At 70.4% G+C, this 24,319-nt stretch carries 20 protein-coding genes; 8 read left to right on the top strand and 12 right to left on the bottom strand.

What is annotated here, in order from left to right; all coding sequences use genetic code 11:
* Positions 1 to 376 precede the first annotated feature (376 nt).
* Positions 377 to 1,579 carry an FAD-dependent oxidoreductase gene (locus tag EIZ44_RS40640; protein ID WP_134734216.1) on the bottom strand — a complete coding sequence of 401 codons (1,203 nt, stop codon included), beginning with the start codon at positions 1,577 to 1,579 and terminating at the stop codon, positions 377 to 379.
* Positions 1,580 to 1,654: 75 nt separating this feature from the next.
* The gene (locus tag EIZ44_RS40635; RefSeq protein WP_134734215.1) at positions 1,655 to 2,275 is read right to left on the bottom strand and encodes a TetR/AcrR family transcriptional regulator C-terminal domain-containing protein; all 621 of its coding nucleotides are present in this window, start codon (positions 2,273 to 2,275) and stop codon (positions 1,655 to 1,657) included.
* A gap of 59 nt (positions 2,276 to 2,334) precedes the next feature.
* Here EIZ44_RS40635 and EIZ44_RS40630 point away from each other — a divergent pair, with 59 nt between their 5' ends.
* Positions 2,335 to 3,750, top strand: a complete 1,416-nt coding sequence (locus EIZ44_RS40630) for an FAD-dependent monooxygenase (RefSeq protein WP_134734214.1) — start codon at positions 2,335 to 2,337, stop codon at positions 3,748 to 3,750.
* On the opposite strand, the gene EIZ44_RS40625 is transcribed toward EIZ44_RS40630, so the two are convergent.
* The 3 genes from EIZ44_RS40625 to EIZ44_RS40615 are packed head-to-tail and all read right to left on the bottom strand — an operon-like array spanning position 3,747 to position 7,714.
* A complete protein-coding gene (locus tag EIZ44_RS40625; protein ID WP_134734213.1) occupies positions 3,747 to 5,840 on the bottom strand; it encodes an iron ABC transporter permease in 2,094 nt (697 codons plus the stop codon). The two genes, EIZ44_RS40630 and EIZ44_RS40625, sit on opposite strands and share 4 nt — an antisense overlap.
* A gap of 4 nt (positions 5,841 to 5,844) precedes the next feature.
* The gene (locus tag EIZ44_RS40620; protein WP_134666488.1) at positions 5,845 to 6,855 is read right to left on the bottom strand and encodes an ABC transporter substrate-binding protein; all 1,011 of its coding nucleotides are present in this window, start codon (positions 6,853 to 6,855) and stop codon (positions 5,845 to 5,847) included.
* Positions 6,856 to 6,883: 28 nt separating this feature from the next.
* Positions 6,884 to 7,714 carry an ABC transporter ATP-binding protein gene (locus EIZ44_RS40615; protein ID WP_134666490.1) on the bottom strand — a complete coding sequence of 277 codons (831 nt, stop codon included), beginning with the start codon at positions 7,712 to 7,714 and terminating at the stop codon, positions 6,884 to 6,886.
* 187 nt (positions 7,715 to 7,901) lie between these two features.
* Here EIZ44_RS40615 and EIZ44_RS40610 point away from each other — a divergent pair, with 187 nt between their 5' ends.
* Entirely contained in the window at positions 7,902 to 9,248 is a 1,347-nt protein-coding gene (locus EIZ44_RS40610; RefSeq protein WP_134666492.1) for an aminotransferase class I/II-fold pyridoxal phosphate-dependent enzyme, read from the top strand.
* Positions 9,249 to 9,283: 35 nt separating this feature from the next.
* Here EIZ44_RS40610 and EIZ44_RS40605 read toward each other — a convergent pair whose 3' ends face one another.
* Positions 9,284 to 10,525, bottom strand: a complete 1,242-nt coding sequence (locus EIZ44_RS40605; RefSeq protein ID WP_134734212.1) for an FAD-binding protein — start codon at positions 10,523 to 10,525, stop codon at positions 9,284 to 9,286.
* Between the two features lie 64 nt (positions 10,526 to 10,589).
* Here EIZ44_RS40605 and EIZ44_RS40600 point away from each other — a divergent pair, with 64 nt between their 5' ends.
* The 5 genes from EIZ44_RS40600 to EIZ44_RS40580 all read left to right on the top strand — a co-directional run bounded on the left by EIZ44_RS40600 (position 10,590) and on the right by EIZ44_RS40580 (position 16,026).
* Positions 10,590 to 11,447 carry an NAD(+)/NADH kinase gene (locus tag EIZ44_RS40600; RefSeq protein ID WP_037819461.1) on the top strand — a complete coding sequence of 286 codons (858 nt, stop codon included), beginning with the start codon at positions 10,590 to 10,592 and terminating at the stop codon, positions 11,445 to 11,447.
* 149 nt (positions 11,448 to 11,596) lie between these two features.
* Complete coding sequence (locus EIZ44_RS40595) at positions 11,597 to 12,253, top strand: VldE C-terminal domain-containing protein (RefSeq protein WP_134734211.1); 657 nt, start codon at positions 11,597 to 11,599, stop codon at positions 12,251 to 12,253.
* A 109-nt stretch (positions 12,254 to 12,362) separates the two neighbouring features.
* Positions 12,363 to 13,676, top strand: coding sequence for a M14 family zinc carboxypeptidase (locus EIZ44_RS40590; RefSeq protein WP_134734210.1), 1,314 nt, complete (start codon positions 12,363 to 12,365; stop codon positions 13,674 to 13,676).
* Positions 13,677 to 14,212: 536 nt separating this feature from the next.
* On the top strand, positions 14,213 to 15,571 hold the full coding sequence (locus EIZ44_RS40585) for an MFS transporter (protein ID WP_037819468.1): 1,359 nt from the start codon (positions 14,213 to 14,215) through the stop codon (positions 15,569 to 15,571).
* Positions 15,568 to 16,026, top strand: a complete 459-nt coding sequence (locus tag EIZ44_RS40580) for a MarR family winged helix-turn-helix transcriptional regulator (protein ID WP_037819471.1) — start codon at positions 15,568 to 15,570, stop codon at positions 16,024 to 16,026. The genes EIZ44_RS40585 and EIZ44_RS40580 overlap by 4 nt, the downstream gene beginning before the upstream one ends.
* A 370-nt stretch (positions 16,027 to 16,396) precedes the next feature.
* Here the strand turns inward: EIZ44_RS40580 and EIZ44_RS40575 are convergent, their stop codons facing one another.
* The 4 genes from EIZ44_RS40575 to EIZ44_RS40560 are packed head-to-tail and all read right to left on the bottom strand — an operon-like array spanning position 16,397 to position 21,397.
* Positions 16,397 to 17,254, bottom strand: coding sequence for an LLM class flavin-dependent oxidoreductase (locus tag EIZ44_RS40575; protein WP_134734209.1), 858 nt, complete (start codon positions 17,252 to 17,254; stop codon positions 16,397 to 16,399).
* Positions 17,255 to 17,286: 32 nt separating this feature from the next.
* Positions 17,287 to 18,879 carry an amidohydrolase gene (locus tag EIZ44_RS40570; RefSeq protein WP_043833445.1) on the bottom strand — a complete coding sequence of 531 codons (1,593 nt, stop codon included), beginning with the start codon at positions 18,877 to 18,879 and terminating at the stop codon, positions 17,287 to 17,289.
* Positions 18,876 to 19,940: a C45 family autoproteolytic acyltransferase/hydrolase gene (locus EIZ44_RS40565; protein ID WP_043833442.1), complete on the bottom strand. Its 1,065-nt coding sequence runs from the start codon at positions 19,938 to 19,940 to the stop codon at positions 18,876 to 18,878. Before EIZ44_RS40565 ends, EIZ44_RS40570 begins: the two co-directional genes overlap by 4 nt.
* A 20-nt stretch (positions 19,941 to 19,960) precedes the next feature.
* On the bottom strand, positions 19,961 to 21,397 hold the full coding sequence (locus EIZ44_RS40560) for a purine-cytosine permease family protein (RefSeq protein WP_051172351.1): 1,437 nt from the start codon (positions 21,395 to 21,397) through the stop codon (positions 19,961 to 19,963).
* Between the two features lie 118 nt (positions 21,398 to 21,515).
* Between EIZ44_RS40560 and EIZ44_RS40555 the strand changes: the two genes are divergently transcribed.
* Positions 21,516 to 22,556 (top strand): LacI family DNA-binding transcriptional regulator, encoded by a 1,041-nt coding sequence (locus tag EIZ44_RS40555; RefSeq protein WP_134734208.1) that lies wholly within the window; start codon positions 21,516 to 21,518, stop codon positions 22,554 to 22,556.
* On the opposite strand, the gene EIZ44_RS40550 is transcribed toward EIZ44_RS40555, so the two are convergent.
* Together EIZ44_RS40550 and EIZ44_RS40545 are read right to left on the bottom strand one after the other, a co-directional pair.
* On the bottom strand, positions 22,553 to 22,981 hold the full coding sequence (locus EIZ44_RS40550) for a DoxX family protein (RefSeq protein ID WP_043833439.1): 429 nt from the start codon (positions 22,979 to 22,981) through the stop codon (positions 22,553 to 22,555). The two genes, EIZ44_RS40555 and EIZ44_RS40550, sit on opposite strands and share 4 nt — an antisense overlap.
* 338 nt (positions 22,982 to 23,319) lie before the next feature.
* Positions 23,320 to 24,237 carry an NADP-dependent oxidoreductase gene (locus tag EIZ44_RS40545; protein WP_134734207.1) on the bottom strand — a complete coding sequence of 306 codons (918 nt, stop codon included), beginning with the start codon at positions 24,235 to 24,237 and terminating at the stop codon, positions 23,320 to 23,322.
* Positions 24,238 to 24,319 lie beyond the last annotated feature (82 nt).

Below are 24,319 nucleotides of genomic sequence, written 5' to 3'. Positions count from 1 at the left end.
CTGGAACTGGATTCCCAGTCCAACTTCCGGGGCGCAGTTCACAGGGAATCAGATTCCCTGAGGGGTCCCCTCACGGCGTTTGGCGCGGGGCGTTCCGAGGCGGGGCGTTCGGCGGCGGAGGCGTGTCGTGTCTGGCGTTTGGCGGCGGCGAGTTCCGCGGCTGGCGTTCAGTGGCGGGGGAGTTGCGCGGCGGGTGTTCGGCGGTGGGGAGTTCCGTGACTGGCGGCCAGCGGCGGGGAGCTGTGTGGCGGGTGCTCAGCGGTGGGGAGTTCCGTGGCTGGCAGCCAGCGGCGGGGAGTCGCGCGGCGAGTGTTCAGCGGTGGAGAGTTCCGTACTGGCGGCCAGCGGCAGGAAACTCCGTAGCAGGGGAGCGGGGCTAGCGAGCGGCGTGCGTGCGTGAAGCGCGGTACTCAGCAGCCCGCGCCTCGTAAGCGCGGAGTTCTTCCTCCCGATCCGGAACGTCCTGCGCGCCACCCTCCGGCTGGTCGGCGAAGAAGCCTCGCAGCGCGGCGTTCGCGGAGGCGGCGAGGTGACCGGTCCGGGCGAACATCGCGGTCTCGTAGCGGGTCAACGCGGCTTCGACGTCCGGCTCCTCGTGCAATGCGTTCGCCAATTCCGCACCGTCGAGCAGGGCCAGGTTCGCGCCGTGCCCGCCGAACGGGGCCATTGCGTGTGCGGCGTCGCCGATTGCGGTGATGCCGGGGACGCGTTCCCACGTCAGGGGAGCGGGCAGCGCAGTGAACGCGCGTGCCACGTAATCGCCGTCGTTGTCGGTCAGCAGCGGGAGCACCTTCGAGCCCCAGCCGCGGAATTCGCGCAGCAGGTACTCGCGGACCGAGGTGCGGTCAGTCAGGTCGACGCCTTCCCGTGCGGCCCAGTCCTCTTCGGCGCGGAAAGCCACGTAGCCGCGGATCACGCCGTTGCTGTTGCGCTGCACGATCACTGCGCGGCCGGCGCCGTCGGCGGTGAACAGTTGTCCGTTGCCTACCAAGGCGGCGATTTCCGGGTGCCGGGTTTCGACGTCGTCGAATCGGGCGTCCAAAAAGGACACTCCGAGGTATTCCGGTTGAGCGTCGGTGAGTCGGCGGCGCACCTTTGACCAGGTGCCGTCCGCGCCGACTACGACGTCGGCGTCCACTGTGGAGCCGTTGGCGAAGTGCAAGCGGTGGACGCCGTTTTCGGTGGTCAGGTCGGTGAGTTTGTGTCCCCAGTGGACGGTGCCGGGTGCGAGCCGCTCGTACAGCATCGTGCGCAGCTGGCCGCGGTCGATTTCCGGGGCGGCGGTGTCGTCGTCGGCGGGGGTGAACTCCTTCAGCAGGGTTCCGTGGTGGTCGCGTCTGGTCATGGCTTGGCCTTCGACGCGAGCCAGCTCGTGGAAGGCGGACAGCAGTCCGGCGTCTTCCAGGGCGATCTGGCCGCTGTCGGCGTGCAGGTCGAGCGTGCCGCCGGGATCTCGTGAGTCCACGGCGGTGTCGGCGTCGTACACAGTCGCGGCGATGCCGTGGCCGTGCAGGACGTGCGCGGCGAGCAGTCCGCCCGGGCCGCCGCCGACGATGGCGGTGCGCGGTGTCTCGTTCATGGTCTTCCCCTCTCGTGCCGGTGTGGTCTGGCATCGAGCATAGGTGTAACCATGCAAAAAGTGCAACAGTACAACTTAGTGAGTCATTGCACCTTTAAGTGTCGCTGCTAAACCGGCTAGCAGGATGCCGAGTGCGTAGCCGAAGTCGTGCTCGACGGTGCTTCCGGCTGCCTGTCGTTCCCGCAATCCCGCGGCCATCAGCGGAAACGGGATGCTTTCGAGGGTCGCCTCCAGATCGTCCGGCCAGGTCTGGTCCTCGACGGCGCGGCCGAGAATGAAATGCACGTACACCCCGGCGCAGCGGGTCGCGTCGGCGAGCGGGAACCCGGCGCGGTGCAGTACGTCGACGGCTCGCTCGGCGAATTCGCCCAGTGAGCGGGCGGTCCGGAGGTCTGCGCCGAGTGCGATGCGTGCGCCGTCTCGATGGTCTAGGAGTGCGGTGTGCAGGGCGGTTCCGGCTTGTTCCAGCCAGGGCAGCCACGGGGTGTCGAGCGGCGGGAGGTCGTCCAGGACTGGGGCGACGAGGGTGTCGGCGAGGTGGTCGAGCAAGGCTCGTTTGCTGCTGAAATGCCAGTACAACGCGGGTGCTTTGACGCCGAGTTCGGTGGCGAGGCGGCGCACGGTCAGCTTGTCGAGGCCGTCGGCGTCGACCAGGGCGAGTGCGGTCCGGACCGCGGCGGGGATCTCGATCGGCACGGCGGTTGCCTCCTTAACTAGTTCAGGGCAGTCTAGTCTTTAACAAGTTAAGGAGAGTCATGGACGCAGATGTAGTAGTCGTCGGAGCGGGTCCGGTCGGGTTGTTCCTCGCTGCTGAACTCCGGCTCGGCGGGATCCGGCCGCTGGTGCTCGAGCGGCTTGCGCGGCCCGCGACGGAACGGAAGGCACGCGGCATCGGCGTGCTCGCGACGGAGGCGCTGGCCCGGCGCGGACTCGGACCGCAGCTGGCCGCGGCGCACGAGGAGGGAATGCGCGACTTCGCCCGTGATCACGGCAGTTCGCTCGGCCACTTCGCGAACATCCACAAGCTCCTGCCGGACGAGGACCGACCGCGTACGCACATCTGGCAGCCGGAGTTGGAGCGGCTGCTTGCTGGACACGCGGACGCGCTCGGCGTCCCGGTACGGCGGGCGCATCGGGTCACGGAAATCGAGTCTGATGTGGACGGTGTGACGGCGATTGTCGATACCCCGCAAGGAGAACAGCGGATCACCGCGGCTTACTTGGTGGGGTGCGACGGTGGCCGGGGGAAGGTCCGCAGTCTCGCCGGGTTCGGGTTCCCGGGCACGCCGCCATTGCTGCGGACAATCGCGGGCCAAGTCCGGTTCGACGGGCCGGTGTCGCCCGCCGGACGCTACCCGGGCGGGACTTTCCTGCACGGCGGCAGGATGGCTGGCGTCACCGAGTTCGCCCGCGACGGCGAGCCGGACGGTCCGGTCACTCCGGCGGAATTGGCGGCGGCCATCCGACGAGTGACCGGCGAGGAGGTCGTCGTGACGGAGGTACGCGATTCCCGCCGGTTCGCTGACCAAGCGCGCCAGGCCGACGACTACCGGCGCGGCCGGGTTCTGCTCGCGGGCGACGCGGCCCACGTGCACTCGCCGAGCGGCGGGCAAGGGCTCAACCTCGGGCTGCTGGACGCGGCGAACCTCGGCTGGAAATTGGCTGCGGTCGTGCGCGGGGAAATGCCGGAAACGTTGCTGGACAGTTACTTCCGCGAACGCGGCCCGGTCGGCGCGGCGGTATTGCGCAATACGCGGGCGCAGTCGGCGTTGCTCGCGCCGGGGCCGCACGTCGACGCGCTGCGCGAGATTGTCGCCGAGTTGATGGATCTGCCGCAGGCGAACCGGTACTTCTCGGATCTGCTGTCCGGCGTGGCGGAGCGATACGAATTCCCTTATCCCGCTGAAGAACCAGTCGGGCTGCACGGTCCGGATCGGTCCCTTGTGGACGATGACGGACGGATCACCCGGCTGTCGGAGCACACTCGCGCTGGACGCGGTGTCTTAGTGCTCGATCCGAAAAGCCGCGATCTCGCCGCGTTGGCAAGAGAACGGGTCGAGGTGGTGCCGGTGACGAATACCGAATCGTTTCTGCTGCGGCCGGACGGAGTTATCGCCTGGGCCGGAGGTGAAGCCGAGTTGAAAGTCGCGCTGGACACCTGGTTCGACTAGGCGTTCGCGCGGCTCCGCCACAGCAGCCAGCCGAAGTACGGCGCCCCGATCAGCGCGGTCACCAAGCCCGCCGCGATCTGGGTCGGGGCGAGGACGGTGCGCCCCAACGTATCCGCGACGCACACCAGCACCGCTCCCAGCGCGGCCGCCACCGGCAGCGAGCGCGAGTGGCGGGAGCCCACCAAAGCGCGTGCGGCGTGCGGGGCCACGAGCCCGACGAATCCCAGCGCGCCGACCGCGCACGCAGCGGCGGCGGTGAGCACCGCGGCGAGTGCGGCGAAGGCGAGGCGAGACCGGTCCAGCGGGACGCCGAGCACCCGCGGCACGTCCTCGTCCAGGGAGACCAGGTCGAGCGTCCGTGCGCTGGACAAGGCGATCGGCAGGGCGATGACCAGGCACAACAGCACCGGCAGGACCTGGCTGAACTCCCGGCCGTAGGTCGAGCCGGCGAGCCAGGTGAGCGCCAGATGCGCGTTCCACGGCGAGGTCAGCACCACGACGAGCGTCGTAATCGCCTGCGCGCCCGCGCTGACGCCGATGCCGACCAGCACCAGCCGGTCCGAGGACAGTCCGCGGCCGGTCGAACCGCGGCCGGTGGCGAGCCAGTGCACAAGGGCGAACGTCGCGAACGCGGCGACGGTCGCCGCACCCATCATCGGCCAGATTCCGATGCCAGGCACCAGAAGCACGACGCTGATCGCGCCGACGCTCGCACCCGGAGTCACGCCGAGCAGGCTCGGCTCGGCCAGTGGGTTGCGGCAGATCGCCTGCACCAGTGCGCCCGCGACGGCCAGGGCCGCGCCGCCGAGCAGCGCGGCGAGCATCCGCGGCCAGCGCAGGTCGAGCGCGAACGACACCTCGGTGCCGGACACGCCGCGCAGCCAGTTCAGGACGTCGCCGAGCAGCACGATCCGGTCGCCAAGCAAGAGCGCGGCGATCACCGCGGCGACGAGCGCGATCGCCAGCACGACACCGGTTCCGGCCACCCAGCGGCGCGACCGGACGGTGCCGTGCGTGCCGCGCGCGGACGGTGTTCCGGACGGCTGTCGTCGCGCTAGCCAGACCAGCACGGTCGCGCCCGCCAGAGTCGTCACGACGCCAGTCGGCACCGAAACCGCTTTGTCCGCCGGGACGAGCGCGCGCAGCAGAACGTCGGCGGCCACGACGACCAGCGCCCCGGTCAGCCCGGAGAGCGGCAGCAGCAGCGGATGTTTGCCGAGCCCGGGCACCCGGCTGGCCAGCAACCTCGCGATCACCGGTGCGCACAGGCCGACGAATCCGATCGGCCCGGCGACGGTCACCGCGACCGCCGAGAGCAGCACCGCCACGACGACGGCGTAAGTGCGCGTGCGGCGGACGTCGATGCCCAGCACGCGCGCGTGGTCGTCGCCGAGACCGAGAACGTCGAGCCGGTGCGCGAGCAAGAGAGTGGCCAGGATGCCGACCGCGATCACCGGTGCGGCAAGGGAAACCTGGTTCAGTCCGGATTGGACAGTCGTGCCGCTGCCCCAGCCGTACAGGCCCGCGGTCCGCTCCTGGAACAACATCAGCAGCACCGACGTGAGCGCGGTCAGTGCCAGCGCGATCGCGGACCCGGCGAGTACGAGCCGGGCGGCTCCGCCGCTGCTGCTGCGCGCGACGAGCAGCACCAGTCCGGCCGCCGCGAGACCGCCGACGAAGGCGACGATTCCGTTGACGTAGAAGGGAAGCGAGATCCCGAACGCCGCGACGCCGACCACCGAGACGTACGCGCCGGCGTTGACCGCGAGCGTGTCCGGCGAGGTGAGTGGGTTCCGTGCCACCGACTGCAGCACGCAGCCCGCGAACCCGAGCGCCAGCCCCACGAGCAGCGCCGCGGCCAGCCGGGGGAGCCGGCTGGCCACGAGCACTGCCACCGCCTGGCTGCGCGCGTCGTCGTCCGTGCCCGGGAAAACGGCGCGCAGGAGTTCGCCGAGCCCGACGTGCGACGTGCCTTGCAGCAGGTGCACGGCGGAGAGGACGAGCAGCGCGACGAGCCCGCTCAGGAAGACGGCGGACGCGGTGCGCCGTGCGGCGCGCGGCCGGGCGGGTGCGAGGGCTGGTGCGGTCATCGGATCAGCGCGTCAGAGCGCTGGTGAGCGCGTCCACGTAGGCGATCGCGGACTTCGGGCCGCCGAACATCCAGATGCCGTCCGGGATCCGGTGCAGTTTTGCGCCCTTGACGAACGGCAGCTGCTTCCAGACGGCGTTGCCCGCGAGGTCCTGGGTGAAGACGTCGGATTCGGCGGCGTTGGCGGCGTAGACGAAGGACGTGGCCGGATCGGTGATCTTGGTCAGTCCTTCGACGTCGGTGGAGGCGAGGCCGTAGACCTTGTCGCCCTCGCCGGTCCACTGGTTGGCGGCGCCGAGCTGGCCGGCGATGCTGCCGAGGAACGAGCCCTTCGTGTACATCCGCACGGTGACCGTGCCGGAGGTCGAGTAGCCGTCGGCCATGACGAACTTGGCCCCGGACTTGCCCGCGTCCGCCAGCTTCTTCTTCCCCTCGGCGACCTTCGTGTCGAATTCGGCGAGCAGTTTGCGGCCCTGCTCCTGCGTTCCGGTCGCCTCCGACAGCGTGGTCACGGTCTTGCGCAGATAGCCGATCGGGTCGGCCGAATCGGAGCCGCGCAGGGTCAGCACCTTCGTCTGCTTCGAGAGCTGCGCGATGACGTTGTCCGGCAGGTCGGTGGTGGTGACCACGAGATCCGGGTGCAGCGCGGCGATCGCGTCGAGGCTCGGCTCGCCGCGGGTGCCGACGTCCGGCGTGGACGCGGCGAGCGGCATGACCTTGTCGTAAGTGTTGTAGCCCTTGACGTCCGCCGCGCCGATCGGCTTCACGCCCAGCGCCAGCAGGTTCTCGGTGAGGCCCCATTCCAGCGACACGATCTTCGCGGCCGGCGCGGGCAGGTCGACCTTGCCGCGTTCGTCGGTCAGGTGGACCGGGCCGGAGGGTTTCGCGGAGGCGGCCGCTCCCTGGTCCGCGGGCGTTTCGGTGGTGCCGCACGCGGCGAGCGCGAAGGCCGCGAGCGCTGCCGCCGCGGTCGTCAGGACCGTCCTTCGGGCAGGACGGGAGAACACACTGGACACGGGGTTTTCCTTTGAACTAGGGGACAGGTCAAGCTGAGCGGACCGGCCGCGGCCGGGAGGTGTGCCGTCCGACCGGGCGCGTGCGGACGTGCCCCTCGTCGTCGACGTGGACGTCGATGCGCAGGCCGTAGACGTCGCTGAGCAGGCCGGCGGTCAGCACGTCGGCCGGGCGGCCGGTCGCGCGGACGGCCCCGCGGCACAGCAGCACCACCTCGTCGGCGACGGCGGCGGCCTGGTCGAGGTCGTGCAGCACGACGCCGACCGCGACGCCGTGCTCGTCGGCGAGATCGCGGACGAGGTCCAGCGTTTCGATCTGGTAGCGCAGGTCGAGGAAGGTGGTCGGCTCGTCGAGCAGGACGACGCCGGTGTCCTGGGCGAAACAGGTCGCCAGCCAGACGCGCTGGAGTTCGCCGCCGGACAGTTCGTCCACCGGGCGCTCGGCCATTCCGTCGACGCCGGTGTGCCGCATCGCGCGCTCGACCAGCTCCGGTCCCTCGGGATCGCCGGAGCCGAAGCGGCCGCGGTAAGGATGGCGGCCGTAGGACACGACGTCGCGCACGCGCACGCCGCCGGGCGTGGGGCGCGACTGGGTCAGCAGCGTGACGTGCCGGGCGAACTCCTTGGGAGACAAGGCGAGCGCGTCTTGCCCGGCCAGCGTGACGTCGCCCGCGGTCAGCGGATGCAGCCGGGCGAGCGAGCGCAGCAGCGTCGACTTGCCGGACCCGTTGGGGCCGACCAGGACGGTGACCTCGCCCGCGCGCAGGACGATCTCGGCGTCCTGGACCACCGGTTTCGCGCCGTAGCCGAGAGCGAGCCCGGTGCCGGCGAGCGCCGGTGCTTCCGGCCAGGAGTGACTCATGAAGGTTAGCCTAACCTGATCGAGGGATAATCCGAAACCGGACATCGCGGCGGTGTCGGACGTCACGGGCGTTTGTACCGGGAGGGCCCGCCAGGATGTGAAACGCCTTTGCCGCGTGCCGTTGCCGCTCTAGCTTCTGATCGGGTCAGAGGTTTTCGGATTTCCGGGTGACGAGGGGAGCCGGTGCGTGGCCACGGGCGAACTCGCGACGACGACGCTGCCGGTCGGGGCGGGCTGGCTCGGGTCCCGCATCGGCGAGCGCACGGCGCGCGGCGTGGCCGGGACGGTGTCCGGCCTGATCCGCGACGGGGAGGTGCCGCCGGGCACGCGGCTGCCCACCGTGCGGGCGCTGGCCGCGGAGCTTTCGGTCAGTCCCACGACGATCGCCGAAGCGTGGTCGCAGCTGCGCGCGGCCGGGTTGATCGGCACTGGGCGGCGGCGCGGCACGATAGTGCTGGAACCGCCGTCGAGCCCGCCGCCGGAACGCGCGTTTTCCGGCTGGCAGACCGTCGACCTGGAACACGGCCTTCCGGATCCCGGACTGCTGCCGCCGCTGGAGGATGCCGTCGCGGCGGGTGTCCACACGGAACGGTTCGGCGGCCCGGTGAAGAATTCGATCACTCCGCAATTGCGTGCCGCGGTGAAGCCGACGTGGCCGTTCGCCGCCGAATCGTGGACCGTCGCGGCCGGCGGGCAGGACGGGATGTTGCTGGCCTGCCAGGCAGTCGCGCGGCCGGGCGACGTGATCGCACTGGAGGCGCCGACGACGCCGTGGCTGCGCGAATTGCTGCGCCGGTCGCGGATCCACGTGGTGCCGGTGCGGTGCGACGAGGACGGGCCGATGCCGTCCTCCTTGGCCGCGGCGTTGGAGCATCGGCCGGTCGCGTTTGTCTATCAGCCGCGTGCGCAGTCGCCGCTCGGGCATTCGGTTCCGGCGGACCGGCTCGCGGAACTAGCGGCGGTACTGTCCGAAGAGGACATCGCGGTGATCGAGGACGATGATTTCGGGCCGTTGGCTTCGGCTCCTTCGGTGAGCCTCGGCGCGTCTTTGCCGGGCCGGGTGTTGCTGGTCCGTTCGTATTGCACTGCGTTCGGGCTTGAACTGCGCAGTTGCGTGATCGGCGGCTCGGCGGTGCTGGTGGAACGGGTGCGGCAGCAGCGCGGGCCGGGGTCGGTGTGGTCGAGCCGTATTCTTCAGGACGCGCAGGCGTTTCTGCTGACCGATCCCGGCAGTGCGGAATTGCTGAACCGGGCTCGGAACCGGTACGCGCACCGGCGGGCGGCTTTGACGGAAGCGTTGCGGGAACATGGAATTTCGGTGCGCGCGCGGGACGGGTTGACGCTGTGGGTGCCGGTTCCGGAGGAGTCGAGGACGTTGATGACGTTGGCGGCCAATGGGGTTTCCGCCGGGTCGGGGACGCGTGCGGGGAATCCGGGGACGCCGCATATCCGGGTGGCGACTGGGCAGCTGCCCGATGATCCGGCTTTGGTGGCGGATCTGGCCCGGATGATCGCGCGGGCATCTCGGCGGTAGTGCGCGGCGATGCCGGTTCTCACCGGCACAAACACTCACGACCTCCGGAGCAAGTGCCGGTCCAGGAACGGATTGCGGAACTTCCCGGCCGGGTCCAGCTCAGCCGCCAGCTCCCGGAACCGCCGCACCCCGTGGTGGTCCAAATCCAAAGCCGCGCCGTGGAACAGCTTTCCCCAATGGGCGCGAACACCGAAGGGCGCGAGTTTCTCCTCGATCAACGGCAGCACCGCTTCCACCTCCGGCTGCCGCTGCTGCCAGGTGAAATGCATCGCCACCCGGTCGCCGCCGTACGCCGGGCTCAGCCAGTGTTCGTCGCCGGCGACGGTGCGGATTTCCGACACCACCAGCAGCGGCGCGATCCGGTCGCCCAGGCTGCGCAACGCCTCGAACGCCGCGGTCGCGTGCGCACGCGGCACGAAGTACTCGCTCTGCAATTCCGCTCCGACGCTCGGCGCGAATTCCAGGCGGAAATGCGGCAGCCGGTCGTACCACGGTCCGGGAACTCCGCCCTGCACAGTGGTGTTTTCCGCCGAGATGCCCGCTGCGTGCGCGGGGTGGCGCGGGCCGTCGGCGGGAAGTGCGCCGAACAGCGTCTCGGGGATCTCCGCCGGGACGCGGTTCTTGAGCAGGACCTGGTCGATCACGTCGCGCGCCCAGTTGGTGAACAGGCTGACGCTGTAGCCCTCGGCCTGGATTTCGTCGAAGTGCTCCAGGGCGGCGGACCAGGGGAGGGCGTCGAAAACGTCTTGGCGCACCGAGAAAGTCGGCTCCAGATCGAGGGTGAGCCGGGTGAGGACGCCGAGCGCGCCGACGTTCACCACTACTCCTGGGAACTCGGCGTCGGCACGGGAGAAGGTGTGGAGGGAGCCGTCGGCGGCGAGGAGTTCGACCGCGGACACTGCCGAAGCCAGCCCGCGAAGCCGCTGTCCGGAGCCGTGGGTGCCGGTCGCGACGCTGCCGGCGACGGTGATGTGGGGGAGTGACGCCAGGTTGGCCAGCGCGTACCCGGCTTCGTGCACCTGCGCGACGATGTCGCCGTAGCGGGTCGCGCCGCCGATGGTGAGCTTCGCGTCGTTGATCTCCGGGGCGAGGTCGACGGCGGAGAGGTCGAGTTGGCGGCCGTCCGGGCTGTCGGCGACCGTGTTGAAGCTGTGCCGGCTGCCCAGGGCCTTGATCCGGGCCGAGCCGGCGACGAGCTCTTGCGCTTCGGACAGCGTGCGCGGGGCGACGACCTCGCGTGCGCGGTAGGTGAGATTGCCAGCCCAGTTTTCGATCACGAGGGCCGAGCCTAATCGGCTCCGGCACGGCAGACTGGGGACAGGCCGACCGAGGAGACCCCGCATGCATTCCGCTGGACTCGTCCTGCACCCGCGCCGCGATGCGAAAGCCGCGGTCGACGCGGTGCTGGACTGGGCCGCCGGGCGCGGGATCGAGATCCTCGGCATCGACGACGAGATCGCCAGGGTTGACTGTTCGGCGACCGCCGTCCAGCCCGCTGAACTGGGCAAACGGTCGGATCTGGTGGTCAGCCTCGGCGGCGACGGCACCATGCTGCGCGCGATGCGGCTCGCCGACGGGCAGCACGCGCCGGTGCTCGGCGTCAACCTCGGGAAGCTCGGCTTCCTCGCCGAGGTCGACGTGCCGGACCTGCCGCTCGCGCTGTCCGCGATCGACCGCGAGGAGTTCACCGTCGAGCCGCGGCTGGCCGTGGACGCGCGGTTCGGCGGCCGGATCGAGACCGCGTTCAACGACGTCGCGGTGGTGCGCGTGCCCGGCGACGGGAGCGCGGTGGTCGCGGTGCTGGTGAACGGCGAGCAGTTCGTGAGCTACGCCGCGGACGCGGTCGTGGTCGCGACGCCGACCGGCTCCACCGCGTACAGCTTCTCCGCCGGAGGGCCGATCACAAGCCCGGCGGTGGAAGCACTGCTGGTCACGCCCGCCGCGCCGCATTCGGCGTACAGCCGCGGCGTCGTGCTGTCGGTGCAGGACACCGTGACGCTGGAGGTGCTGCCGTCGAGCGGGCGGCTCGCGGTGGAGGTCGACGGCCAGGTGGCGGGGTACGTCGGGCCCGGCGAAACGATCGACCTGCACGCCCGGCCGAACGCGGCCCGCGTCGTGCGGCTCGGCATGACGACCTTCTACCAGCGGGCCCGGCGCAAGCTGCGGCTCACCGATTCGGCGGAGATTCCGCTGTCCTGAGCAGGGCGCGCGTTCGTCTGGTAATCGCGCGCTGACCTGCGGTGATTCCGTTCGTGCTGTGCCCGCTGTCACTTGTCGGTGACATTGCCGTGTCCTGTTCGTAATGTCGTGGCGGCTTTGCGACCCGAACGAGGAGATGGTGGTGCGAGGTGTCCGGTAGACATCGGGACGGATCGAAGTCGTGGCGGCTGCCTGCCGCGGCGGGTGCCCTGGCCGTCGGCGCACTGGCGGTGCCGGTGTGGCTGGCCGCCGGCTCGGTCGAACCGGAGCAGTTCCCGGCCGCGGCCGCGGAGATGCACGCGTTCAGCGCGCCACGGCCCTCGAGCAGCGTTCCGTCGACCACTTCGACGCCGCCCACGACGTCTTCCAGCGCTGCCCCGACGACGACATCCTCGTCTTCGCCGACCAGCAAAACGACTTCTCGTACTTCGGTGACTCCGGCGGCGAAAGCGTGTTCGTCCACATTGGCCGGAACGCAGCCCTCGGTGGCCCAGGCGGGCAATTTCCTCAAGGAAAAGTTTTCGGTGGAGACGGTCGGCGGCCGGGCCGGACGGTCGGGCGCGAGCGATCATCCCGCCGGTCTCGCGCTGGACTTCATGGTCGACACGAAGACCGGAAACGCTTTGGCCGCTTATGTTCTCGCGCATCAGGACGAGCTCGGCGCGAAGTACGTGATCTGGCAGCAGCGCTACAACGACGGCAGCGGCTGGTCGGCGATGGAGGACCGCGGCGGCGAGACCGCGAACCACTTCGACCACGTCCACGTTTCGTTCGAGCGCGGCGCGAAGGTTTCGGTCACCTGCTGACACCCGACTTTCGGAGGTGGGCCGGATTCGTCCCGAAGAGCACACTGTGCGCTGCCGAGTGGTCACCGTCCGCACGGGGTGGCCTTCCTTCGCTGCGTGAGGAGCTCCGATGGCGGGCAGGTTCTCGATCCGGCTCACCCTCAGCGTCGTCGGAGTGCTGGTCGCACTCGGCGGTGCCACGACCGCCGCAGCCGCTGCCGCGCCGGACGATCCGGTCTCGTGGCGCGTCCCCGCTACGCCCGCCGAGGCGGCTTCCTTGGCCCGCGCCGGGTTCGACGTCGCCGGGACCAGCCCTGGTGTGGCCTATGTGCTCGGCAACCAGTCAGTCGCCGGGCAATTGCGGAATCGCGGCTACGCGCCGGAGTTCTTCGACACTGTCTACAAAGGAGTAACCACGCGCGCCGCCGGCGACACGTTCTACGGGGGCTATCGCACTGTTGCGGCACAGGAAGCGCATCTGGCGAAAGTCGCGGCGGCGCATCCGGATCTGGCGACCGAGTACACGATCGGCCAGTCGTGGCGGAAGACCCAGGGCAAGGGCGGCCACGACATCAAGGCGATCTGCCTGACCAAGAAAAAGGACGGCGACTGCACGCTGTCCACGACATCGCCGAAGCCGAAATTCGCGCTGATGGCGCAGATCCACGCCCGGGAAATCTCGACCGGCGAACTCGCCTGGCGCTGGATCGACTACCTCGCCGACGGATACGGCAGCGACGCCACCGCGACGTCCATTTTGGACACCACCGAGGTGTGGGTGGTCCCGATCTCGAACCCGGACGGCGTCGACATCGTCGCCTCCGGCGGGAATTCGCCGAAACTGCAACGGAAGAACGCGAACACCAGCCGGGGCAATTGCAGTGGCACGAACATCGGCATCGACCTGAACCGCAACTCGACCTTCCGCTGGGGCGCGGACTCGGACTCGCCGTGCGCCGAGACGTACCAAGGAGTGAGCGCGGGATCGGAACCTGAGGTCCAGGCGCTGGAGAACCTTTTCCGCTCGATCTACCCGGAACAGCGCGGCAGCGGCGACAACGACCCGGCTCCGGACACCGCGCGCGGCACGATGATCACGTTGCACAGCTACGGGAACGACATCATCGTCCCGTGGGGCTTCACCTCCGACCCCGCGCCGAACGACGCCGCGCTGCGCAAGCTCGGCGCGAAGTTCAGCGATTCGAACGGGTATTTGGTGGGGACCAACACGGAAACCGTGGGCTACTCGACGAGCGGCACTACGGATGACTTCACCTATGGCGCGCTGGGAGTCGCCAGCTACACGTTCGAGGTCGGCGGCCAGAGCGGGAGTTGTGGCGGGTTCTTGCCGCGGTATTCGTGCGTGGACAGCACATTCTGGCCGAAGAACAAGGGCGCACTGATCACGGCGGCCCAATCGGCGGCGGCTCCTTACCAGCAGTGAGTGAGGTGCGGTAAAGCCCGCTGGGTGCTGCGGCGGACTCGGGGGTGATGCCTGGGTCCGCCGCAGCATGTCTGCACGACGAGACGTGTCCAGCAGTCCGGTTGCGACGCGCAAGGCGGAGCGGCTGGGCTGACGCTGACGTTGATCGAGCTGTGCTCGTTGGTCCGGGAAGCTGATCGCGACAGCTTCTTCGTTCGCTTACCGGCCTGGGTCCCGGAGGGCATCCCGCCTGAACTGGCCTCCGAGCGGCATCGCAGCGGAATCGGCTCGGGCTTTCGCCGTCACGGTGGCGAAGCGGGTGAGCGGCGACTCGATCGACGTCATCAGGGCTCGGTTTCCTGTCCGTCGCGCAGGTCAGCGGCGGTGAAGACGACGAAGAACTTCCCGTCATGTGACGGCTCGTCACCTCCAGTTAACTCGTCGGGCGATCTATCTCACCCCGTCGCTCAGGTAAACGTCACCATCCCGGGGCTGCCATATGTACGTACATCCCGTACAGTAGTTCTGCAACAGAACTAACTAAGCGGGAGGCGGCAGTGACGATCGGCCTGGAGCGGGCTCGGCCGGCGGCGGTGCGGGACCATCCGAATGCCGGGTGGTTCGCTGTCGGCGCGGTGTGTTTCGGCGCGTTCATGGGGCAGCTCGACGCCAGCATCGTCACGCTCACCTTTCCCGCGCTGCAGCACGAGTACGGGGCTCCGCTGGCGGCCGTCCAGTGGGTGTCGCTGGCGTATCTGCTGGCGTTGGTGGGGTTGCTGGCCGCGGTCGGGCGGGTGGCCGACGCGGTCGGGCGGAAGCTCACTTACGTGCAGGGGTTCGGCGTCTTCACCGTCGCGTCGGTGGCGTGCGGGCTCGCGCCGACGCTCGGCTGGCTGGTCGCGTTCCGGGTCGTGCAGGCGATCGGGGCGGCGATGTTGCAGGCCAACAGCGTCGCGCTGGTGGTGCGCAGCGTCCGCGAGGACCGGGCGCGCGCCGCGCTCGGGGTGCAGGCGGCGGCGCAGGCGCTGGGGCTCGCGCTCGGGCCCGCGGTGGGCGGGCTGCTGGTCGACACTGTCGGCTGGCGGTGGGTTTTCCTGGTCAACGCGCCGGTCGGGCTGGCCGGGCTGATCGCCGGGCGCTACCTGCTGCCGCGCACTCGCGAGCGGACGCCGCTGGGCCGGTTCGACGGGGCGGGTGTCGGACTGCTCGCGACCGCGTCGACGGCGTTGCTGCTGGTGATTTCCGGGGTGTCCGGGCTGGACATGCCGGGGTGGCTGCTCATCGCGCTGGCCGCGGCGACGGTCTGCGCGGCGATCGGGTTCGTGCTGCGGGAAAAGGCGGCGAGCAGCCCGATCCTGCAACTGTCGGTGCTGCGGCCGCCGGTGGTTTCGCTGGGACTGGCCGGGGCGCTGTGCGGCTACCTCGTGTTGTTCGGGCCGCTGACGTTGCTGCCGCAGGTCCTCGGCACGGCGGGCGGAACCGGTGCGGTGCTGACCTGTCTTCCCGCCGGGTTCGCGGTGGCTGCGGTGCTGGCCGACCGGGTCCTCCCGGCGCGGCTCGGCTCCCGCGGACGCACCGTGCTGGGCGCGCTCGTCGCGGCGGCCGGCTGCGCGGCGCTGGGGCCGGCGTCCGCTCCTTGGGAGGTGGGCGTGTCGCTGGTGGTGGCCGGGCTCGGTCTGGGAGTGTTCATTCCGGCCAACAACTCGGCTGTCATGAGCGCGATCCCGGCGCGGATGTCGGCCACCGGAGGAGGACTGGTGAACATGGCGCGCGGACTGGGGACGGCGCTCGGCGTGGCACTCGTGACGCTGTGCCTGCACACCGGCGGTGAAACGGCCGCGCTCGCGGTGCTGGCCGGAGCGGGCGTCCTCGCCGCGGCGACCGGACTGGCGGCCCGCCCGGAGCAGGCCCGGTGACCGCGCCCGAACCCGCCCTCGCCGACGTCGTCGCCCGCCTCCGCCGCGCCATGCGACGGGCCGCGCGTACTGCCGATCCGGACAACACGCTGTCGGTCGCGCAGCTGGAATTGCTGTCCTGCCTGTTCGAGAACCCGGGTGCGCGGCCGAGCCGGATCGCGCAATTGCTGAAGCTCGCGCCGAATTCGGTGACGACGATGGTCACCGGGCTTCGTTCGCGGGACCTGGTCACCCGCACCAGCGGCGGGGACGACCGGCGGACCGTGGCGCTCGAACTCACCGACACGGGGCGCGCCGCGGTCGAGCGGTGGCAGGGGCACAACGCCGCGATCTTGGCCGCGGCGCTGGACGGGGTGCATCCGGCGTGGCGGCATTTGATCGCGGCCGCGGTGCCTGCGCTGAACGAGCTGGTGGGGGCCATCGACGCGTTGGCTGAGTCGGGGCAGTCGCACTGAGGTTTTCTCAGTAGCGCCTCGCGGGTGCATGGCGCGGCGCGGGTGCAGCCGTCCCCGGCCGATGCCCGCCGGTCCGGCTGGGTGGGAGCTGTACGTGAGGGGAACCCTGGGGGAATCAGAGTCAATGAGGGTTCCCCTCACGTACGTCGGCGGAGCCGGAGCGCAGAACCGGAGGGGTTCTGCCGCTGCCGTCTGCTTGGCAGGGCAGGCGGCGATCCCCGTTGGGCAGCCGGGGCGGCGGCATTCGGCTGCGTTGACGAGCTGGCGACGGTCGATCGCGCTGAACCGGGCGAGGCACACAGCCAATCCAACGGCAGCCTAGCACCGCAATCCCGAACAGCGACATCCGACCGCGATCGCAACCCCCGGCCTACAGCGCAGGCGGACCCGCCTCCACCCGGCGCAGCATCGGTTCCAGCTTGTCCTCCTCCGCGCTCCCGAACGGCAGGCTTTCCTCCCACCACGTGACCCCCGCCTCGGCAAAGGGCTCGACCACCCCGCGCGCCGTGGCCGGGTCTGCGGGGCTCGTTCCGCCGACCACCACGTCGAACGGGGCGTCGGTCTCCCGCTGGCTCCGGAGGTAGGCGATCAGGTCCCGCACCTCCGCCAGTTCCGGCAGCCCCGTCGGGCCGGCGGATTCGAAGATCGGCACCACCCCGTCCCAGCGGGCCGCGCGGCGCATCGGGCGGCGGTTGGGCCACCGGCCCGCCACCCAGACCGGCGGGCGCGGGCGTTGCACCGGCGTCGGCAGCAGCGTGATGTCGCGGGCGGTGAAGTGCTTGCCGGAGAACGTCACCGGTTCGCCGGTCCAGAAGCGGGCGATCAGGTCGACGCCCTCGTCCAGCTTCTCGGCGATCACCTTCGGGTCGACGGATTCGCCGAAGTCGGCGTACTCCGCGTCGAGCGGCGCGCCCAGCCCGACGCCGAACACCATCCGGCCGCCGGACAGCTGGTCCAAAGTGGACACCTGACGGGCGAGCTGCTGCGGGCGGCGCCGCGCGACCGGCGTGACCATGGGGCCGAGCCGGACCCGGCTCGTGGCCAGGGCCGCGGCGGCCAGCAGGATCCACGGATCGCCGAAGGGGCGGCCGGGACGTTTGTCCAGCACGACGTGGTCCCAGACGAACAGGCCGTCCCAGCCCGCCTCTTCCGCCGCCGCGGCGACCTTGGCCACCGCGCGCGGGTCGGCGAAATCGCCGAAGTTGGGGATGCAGATCGAAAACCGCATGATCACCACCCTGCCCACCTCCGGCGAAGCCGTCAATCCGATTTGCCCGCCACGAACGTCTGCCGCACCCGGGCCCGCAGCAGGGCGTCCGGTGCTTCGGTGAACGGATCGACGTCCAGCACAACGAAATCCGCAGCCAAGCCCGGCGCGAGCTGTCCGGTCAGACCCTCCCATCGGCACGCGTACGCGGCGTCACGGGTGCCGTGCGCAAGGGCTTCCGCCAGGGGCAGGGCGTATTCCGGCAGGTTGGGTTCCAGGTCGGGGTTCAGGGCGGACCGGCGGGTCGTCGCGACGTACATGTTCGGGAGCGGCGGATGAGGCGCGGTCGGGGCGTCGGAGCCGAACGCGAGGACGGCGCCGGCGGCGGTCATTTCCGGCCACGGGTAGCCGCGCTGTACGCGGTCGTCGCCCAGCATCGCGCGCCAGTTGTCCTGGATCGCCGGGTCCGCGTGCACCGGCTGCATCGACGCGACCGCACCGAGTTTCGCCAGGCGCTGGACGTTTTCCGGGGCCACGGTCTCCAGATGTTCGAGGCGATGCCGCCGGTCGCGCGGGCCGTTGACCTCGATCGCGTGCTCCAGCGCGGACAGCGCGATGTCCGACGCTTCGTCGCCGATCGCGTGCATCGCGACCTGCAACCCGGCCGCGTCCGCCGCCGCGACGACCGGGGCCAGTGCTTCCAACGGCCACAACGGGCCGGGGTGGCTGCCGTCCGCGAAGGGCTTTTTCATCGCCGCGGTACAAGTGTCGATGACTCCGTCGACCATCACCTTGATCCCGGCCACCCGCAGCCACGGCCCGGACAACCGCGCGCTCAACTCCGCCGCGCGCTCGACCTGGCGGAGGTCGTCCTCGGTGTTCCCGGTGCGCTCGATCAGCCAGTGGCCGGCGACGCGCAGGGGAAGCCGCCCGCCGTTGAGAGCCCGCTCCAGCGCGGCGAGCTCGCTCTCGGAGAGCGCCATGTCGACCGCGGTCGTGACGCCGTCCGCGAGGTAGTGCCTGAACGCCGATGCCAGTGCGCGGTCGCGGTCGGCGTCGCTGGTCTGCTGGTCGAGGAAGTGCCGCATCAGTTGCAGCGCAGCGGTTTCGTAGAGCATGCCGTCCGGTTCGCCGGACGCGTCGCGCCCGATGCGGCCGTCGAGCGGGTCGGGCGTGTCGCGGTCGATGCCCAGCTCGCGCAGCGCGGCGCCGTTCACCCACGCGGAATGGACGTCGTTGGCGGCGAGGTAGACCGGACGGTCCGGGACCACCGCGTCGATCAGGTTCCGGTGCGGCGCTTGCTCGCCGAGTGCGTCGAAAAGCCAGCTGCGGCCGAGGATCCGGGGTGCGGCCGGATCGTCCGCGGCGGCGCGGGCGAGCCGGTCCTGGATGTCTTCGGGAGAAGTCGCGGAGAAGAGGTCCACTTGCTCCAGCGCTTCGCCCATCATGACCAGATGGGTGTGCGCGTCGACGAAACCGGGGAGCACGAAGGCCCCGTCCAGGTCGACCACCCGTGCTTCGATCCGGTCAGCTTCGGCGGTGCTGCCTACGTATTCGACGGTTTCGCCGCGGACGACCATGGATTCCGCCCAGCCGGACGCGCTCGCGGTGAAGATCCGGCCACCGCGGTAGTGCACTGCCGTCATCGGGCCACCACCGTCTCCGCCGCGACGAACGGGCGCCAATCGGTCACCGTGTTCGGGCTGCCCGCGTGCACGCGCACGGTTTGCGCGGCCGGTTCGATCAGGACGGTGGCCAGCGTCGCCCACCGGTCACCGAATGCGGCGTCCGCGTCCGGGACGCAGCACAGCTTCGGTTCGCCGGGTTCGGAACGGAGGAAGGCGATGAGGTCGACGGCGTGCGCGGGCATCGGGTAATCCTGCAACCGGGTGGTCATCATGGCGTGCCTCAGCTGGGAATCCGGTTCGAAGAGCCCGCGTTTCTCGCGGGCGGCGGCGTCGGGGTCGAGAAAGTGATTGGTGTGCACCAGGAAACCTGCTTCGGGGTCGAGGGCGGTTACTCCGGCCGGGCTCAGCTCGGCGCAGACTGCCGTGCCGGGATCGAGCAGCGTGAAGGCTCCGGACGTGCGGATCGGGGCTGTTCGCAGCAGGTCGAGAGCTTCGGCGATGCTGCCTGCTTCGCCGAGGACGGCCGCGGCCAGCACGTGGACCGGGATTCCCGCGGCGGAGTCGTCCTGGTGGCCGAGGATGTTGAAGAACAGCCCGAGACCGGCGCTGTTGACGCCGATCTTGCCGAGGATGCCGTGTTCGGTGATCCCGGCGAAGGCGTACCGCGTGCCGCGCACTTCCTGCGTGTGCCAGCATTCCGCGAGCTCGATGTGCCAGTCCCAGGTTTGAATGCCGTACGGGGAGCCGGAATCGGGAACGCGCACGAGGGTTGAGCACTCCGGCTGGGTGCTCGGTGCGGCGGCGATGATCTCGGTACGGCCGTTGAGCGCAGCGGCCTGCCACAGTTCGATCCCGGCGCCCGCGGCGATGCCCTCGATCTCGTCGGCGTAGCGGCTCCGCCAGGCGGCGACGTTGTCCAGCAGCCGGAGCGCGTCGGTGCGGATTTGCTGTTCGGTGCGGCCGAGGGTGGCGAACCAGCGCAGATACAGCTCCAGCGCATCGGTCAGGCCCTCGCGCAGCTGGGCGCCGCGGGAAACTCCGCGGGCGTGCGGGTCCGGGTCGTTGACGAGCAGGTGCATCGCGTTCCTTGCGGTCGAGGTCAGGCGGTGGCGCGGGGGCGGCCGGCGAGCAGGTAGACGCCGGCAGCGATCAGCATTCCCGCTGGCAGCGAGAAGTCAATTCCGCCGGCCGCGCTCGCCAGGAACCCGGTGTACATCCCGGGAACGGCCAGGCAGGACGCCGAAGCCGTCGCACCGAGGACGAGCGCGGCGATTCCGGCCCAGTGCACGCCGCCGACGTACCAGAACGGGCCGCCGCGGCGTTCGTCGGCGAGGGCGTGGCCGTCGTAGCGGTTGCGGCGCAGCAGAAGGTCGGTCACGTAGATCGCCATCATCGGGCCGAGCACGACGACCATCAGCTGCATCATGTCGTTGACTGCCTTGAGGAAATCCGACACGAGCAAGGCGTACAGGGTCAGCAGCACGCCGGCGGTGCCGTCCAGCAGAACGCTGCGGGAGCGGCGCAGGCGGACGCCGATCGCTTGCAGCGCGAGGCCGGAGCTGTACACGGTCATCGCGTTGTTGGCGATCGCGCCGAGGATCACCGCGATCAGGAAGATCGGCGTGAACCACGGCGGCAGCACGGATTCCAGCGCGGCTTGCGGATCGCTCATGTCCAAAGTGGTCGCGGCGAACGCGCCGAGCGCGGTGAACACGATGCTCGGCAGGAACGCTCCGGCGGCGGTCCAGGCGGCGACGGCGAACGGTTTGGTGTCGCGGGGGAGATACCGCGCGAAGTCCGCACTGTTGTTGTAGGACAAGGAAGCTGACGCCACCAACGCAACACCGCCGGCCAGCGCCGCCCACAGCGCGACTCCGTGCAGCGGCGTCGGGGGCTGGTAGCTCCACGCGGTGTGCCGGATCAGGAATCCGCCCAGTACCAGGAAAACCGCGGTCGTCACGATCGCCAGGGGCAGGTAGAGGCGCACGATCACGGAGTGGCCGTAGACGCTGATCACCAGCGTCGCGGCGGCGATCGCGACGATCACGAGGACTTTGCCCAGGGTGTTCAGTTCGATGCCGAGCCGCGCGCACAGGCTGAACGCGGTCACTGACGCGGCGGACCAGCTCAACGCCACGTAGCAGACCGAAACGAGCCAGCCGTTCAGGCCGATCACGAAGCGGTTGCCCCGGGTGCCGAACATCGCCCGCATGATGACCTCGCTCGGCGCGCCCGCCGCCGGCCCGCTGACCGAGACCAGCCCGACCAGCACCCAGCACAGGTTGCCCACGACGATCACTGCGAGCGCCTGCGGCAGGCTCAATCCGCTGAGCACCAGCGCGCCGCCGACGACCAGGCTGAGGTAGCTGACGTTGGGCGCGGCCCACACCCCGAACAGGTCACGGGCGCGGCCGTGCCGTTCGTCGTCGCCGATGACGTCGATGCCGTGGGCCTCCACCCGCGGGCCGCGCCCGGACCGGGGCGGGGGCGGGGCGGACGTGCCGGGCGACACGGGCGGGGTGGCGGGAGCGGTCATGGCGAACCTCCGGACCGGGGAATCGACTCGGGCCACGGTAAGGACCCAAATCGATTTGGGCAATGCTCTCCGCGAACCCCGTTCCAAAACGATTTGGGCGAGGTTAGGCTGCTGCGTCATGGCCGGGAAAAGAACGCGGGCGACCATCAAGGACGTCGCCCGCCGCGCCGGGGTCTCGCCGACGACGGTGTCGCATGCCTTCAGCGGGAACGGGACGGTCGCGGCCGAGACCGCGGAGCGGGTGCGGGAGGCGGCGCGCGAGCTGGGCTACCGGCCGGACACGGTCGCGCGCGGGCTGCGGTCCAGCAGGCTCGGGGTGCTCGGGCTCGTGGTGCGGCCGCTCGACCCGTCGGACACCGCGTTCCTGGAGGGCGTCGACTACTTCCTGCGGTTCGCCGGATCGGCCGCGCTGGCCGCGGTGGAACGCGGGTACGGCCTGATGCTGGTGCCGGACCCGACGCGCGCCGACGCGCCCGCGGTCGGGCTCGCCTGCGACGGGTTCCTGATCACCGAACCGGTCGAGAACGATCCGCTGATCACCATGCTGGACCGCGAATGCGTGCCGTTCCTCGGCGTCGGGCGGGACCCGGCGCGGCCCGCGTCGCCGGACTACCTCGACCTCGGCACCGGGCGGATCGTCGCCGAGGTGCTCGACCACCTGGCCGCGGCGGGCGGGACGCGGGTCGCGGCGGTGCTGGGCACCGACCGCAATGAATGGAACCTGGACGCCGAAAAGGCTTACCTGGACTGGGTTCGCGCCCGCGGGCAGCAGCCGCTGGCGGTGCGGCGCGCGGAGGTCGCGGGGGAGGCGGGCGGCCGCGAGGCGGGGGAGGAACTGTTCGCGCTGGCTTCGCCGCCGGACGCGGTGTACTGCCAGACCGGTCGGCACGCCGCCGGGGTGCGGGCCGCCGCGCTGGCGCGGGGCTTGGCGGTGCCCGGCGACGTGCGCATCGCCTGCGGCGCGGATTCCGATTCCGAGCACACCCGGTCGGGCGTCCCGCCGATCACCGCGGTCGATCTGCGGCCGGTGCAGCTGGCCCGGACCGCGGTCGCGGTGCTCGCCGATCGGGTCGAGGGGATCGAGCCGCCGGTCCCCGGGCCGGCGGAGTACGAGCTGATCGTGCGCGGATCGACCCAAGGACAGTCGGTGTTCCGCTAGGCGTGCGGGACCGCTCCGACGCGCGAATCCCGCGGCCGCAGCGCCGAAAGCGCCCCGCTGAGCGCGAGCCGGCCGGGGCCGGTGAACGCGATGAGCAGCAGCGCCCAGCAGAACATCGCGGCCGCTTCGCCGCCGTTCTCGATGGGGAAAATGCCTTGCGGCAGGTGGACGGAGAAGTAGGCGTACGCCATCGACCCCGATCCGATCAGCGCCGCGACGCGGGTGGCGACGCCGAGCAGGACGAGCCCGCCCGCGACGAGCTGGATGAGCGCGGCCCACCAGCCCGGCCAGGAGCCGACCTGCGCCGCGCTGTGCGCGCCGAGCACTCCGAACAGCGATTTCACGCCGTGGCAGGCGAAGAGGAACCCGACGACGATGCGGAACAAACCGAGCGCGTAATCCTGTGCCGCGTCCAGCCGGTGCATGATGCCTCCACATAGGACGACTCGGGCGGACGGCGGCGACGTCCGTTCGGACACCAGTACCGGTCCGCAGAGTGGTCCAGACCTTTCCTGGACCGGTGTCAAGGTATACCGGTGACCGGAGTCTCTCCGATACCTGCGAAAGTCAGGTTCCGCCCGATCCGCGGCGTGTGGTAACGGCTGGTGAAGGGGACGGCGTCCGGTTCGGGGAAGCGGCGGGTCCGTTGGGGGGAACGGCGTTTCCGGCGTCTGCTGGCGAGGAGCGCGCCGGACGCCCGGTGGCGGGCGGCGGTCCGAAAAACCAAGTCCGGACTTGGTTTTTCGGGTGCTGTGTCAACGGTTCACAGTGCGACCACGATCTTGCCGTGGACGTGCCGTCCGGCCTGCATCGTCACCGCCTCGCGGATCTGCTCGACCGGAAAGGACGCCGCGATCGGCACGGTGAGCTCGCCACTGCGGATCGCGTCGGTAATTCGTTCTAGGGCACCGGATTCCGCATCGAACGCACCCGTCGCGCGGATGCCCGGCAGGGCGGGCCCGTCGGCGACAGTGGAGATCCGCTCGGGAGCGACGCCGAGTTCGAGCGCGGTCTCGGCCGTTTCCCTGCCGAACAGGTCGGTCGCCGCGGTGATCCCTTCGGGCGCCAAGGCGCGCACCCGATCCGCGAGGCCGGGGCCGTATGCCACGGGTTCGGTGCCGAGTTCGCGCAGGAAGCCGAACGTGCGCTCGGAAGCAGTCCCGAGCACCCGGGCGCCGGCCAGTTTCGCCAGTTGCACGGCGAAAATGCCCACGCCGCCCGCCGCCCCGCCGATCAGGACGGTGTCCCCGGTGTGAAGCCCGATCGCGGCGAGTGCGGCGGAGGCCGTCAGACCGGCCACCGGAAGCGTGCTCGCCACCTCGTCGCTGATGCCCTCCGGGGTGCGCCACAGCGTCGTGGCGGGAGTCTTGACCAGGACGAAATCGGCGACGGATCGCCCGATCGCGCCCCCGAACACCCGGTCGCCCACGGTGAAACCGGAGGCTCCGGCTCCTGTTTCGTCTACTGCTCCGGCGAAATCGCTGCCGAACCCGGCGGGCAGGGTGATGCCGAACCGCGCGGCCATTTCCGGCCGGGCGGCGATCTGCCAGTCCATCGGATTCAGCCCGGCGGACGTGACCCGGACGCGGACCTCGTCCGGTCCGGCGTGCGGCTCGGGCACCTCCTCCAGGTCGAGGACGTCGAGTCCGCCGAATCGGCGGTAGCGGACAGCTTTGCTCATCGCGGGTTCTCCTCGGGCGGTGATGGGACTTGGTCTCATCAACCGTACCGCAGTGACGAGACCAAGTCCCGTAGACTGCTCC

It is taken from the genome of Amycolatopsis nivea, assembly GCF_004522235.1.
GTDB classification, from domain to species: Bacteria; Actinomycetota; Actinomycetes; order Mycobacteriales; family Pseudonocardiaceae; genus Amycolatopsis; species Amycolatopsis nivea.
The sequence above is the reverse complement of the archived record's forward strand: the minus strand, read 5'-3'. Positions and strand labels throughout refer to the sequence as shown.

Bases quoted from the DNA above. Each gene is read 5' to 3' on its own strand.
- EIZ44_RS40640 (WP_134734216.1), bottom strand. From the start codon at position 1,579: ATGAACGAGACACCGCGCACCGCCATCGTCGGCGGCGGCCCGGGCGGA.
- EIZ44_RS40630 (WP_134734214.1), top strand. From the start codon at position 2,335: ATGGACGCAGATGTAGTAGTCGTCGGAGCGGGTCCGGTCGGGTTGTTC.
- EIZ44_RS40625 (WP_134734213.1), bottom strand. From the start codon at position 5,840: ATGACCGCACCAGCCCTCGCACCCGCCCGGCCGCGCGCCGCACGGCGC.
- EIZ44_RS40615 (WP_134666490.1), bottom strand. From the start codon at position 7,714: ATGAGTCACTCCTGGCCGGAAGCACCGGCGCTCGCCGGCACCGGGCTC.
- EIZ44_RS40600 (WP_037819461.1), top strand. From the start codon at position 10,590: ATGCATTCCGCTGGACTCGTCCTGCACCCGCGCCGCGATGCGAAAGCC.
- EIZ44_RS40590 (WP_134734210.1), top strand. From the start codon at position 12,363: ATGGCGGGCAGGTTCTCGATCCGGCTCACCCTCAGCGTCGTCGGAGTG.
- EIZ44_RS40575 (WP_134734209.1), bottom strand. From the start codon at position 17,254: ATGCGGTTTTCGATCTGCATCCCCAACTTCGGCGATTTCGCCGACCCG.
- EIZ44_RS40570 (WP_043833445.1), bottom strand. From the start codon at position 18,879: ATGACGGCAGTGCACTACCGCGGTGGCCGGATCTTCACCGCGAGCGCG.
- EIZ44_RS40565 (WP_043833442.1), bottom strand. From the start codon at position 19,940: ATGCACCTGCTCGTCAACGACCCGGACCCGCACGCCCGCGGAGTTTCC.
- EIZ44_RS40560 (WP_051172351.1), bottom strand. From the start codon at position 21,397: ATGACCGCTCCCGCCACCCCGCCCGTGTCGCCCGGCACGTCCGCCCCG.
- EIZ44_RS40555 (WP_134734208.1), top strand. From the start codon at position 21,516: ATGGCCGGGAAAAGAACGCGGGCGACCATCAAGGACGTCGCCCGCCGC.
- EIZ44_RS40550 (WP_043833439.1), bottom strand. From the start codon at position 22,981: ATGCACCGGCTGGACGCGGCACAGGATTACGCGCTCGGTTTGTTCCGC.
- EIZ44_RS40545 (WP_134734207.1), bottom strand. From the start codon at position 24,237: ATGAGCAAAGCTGTCCGCTACCGCCGATTCGGCGGACTCGACGTCCTC.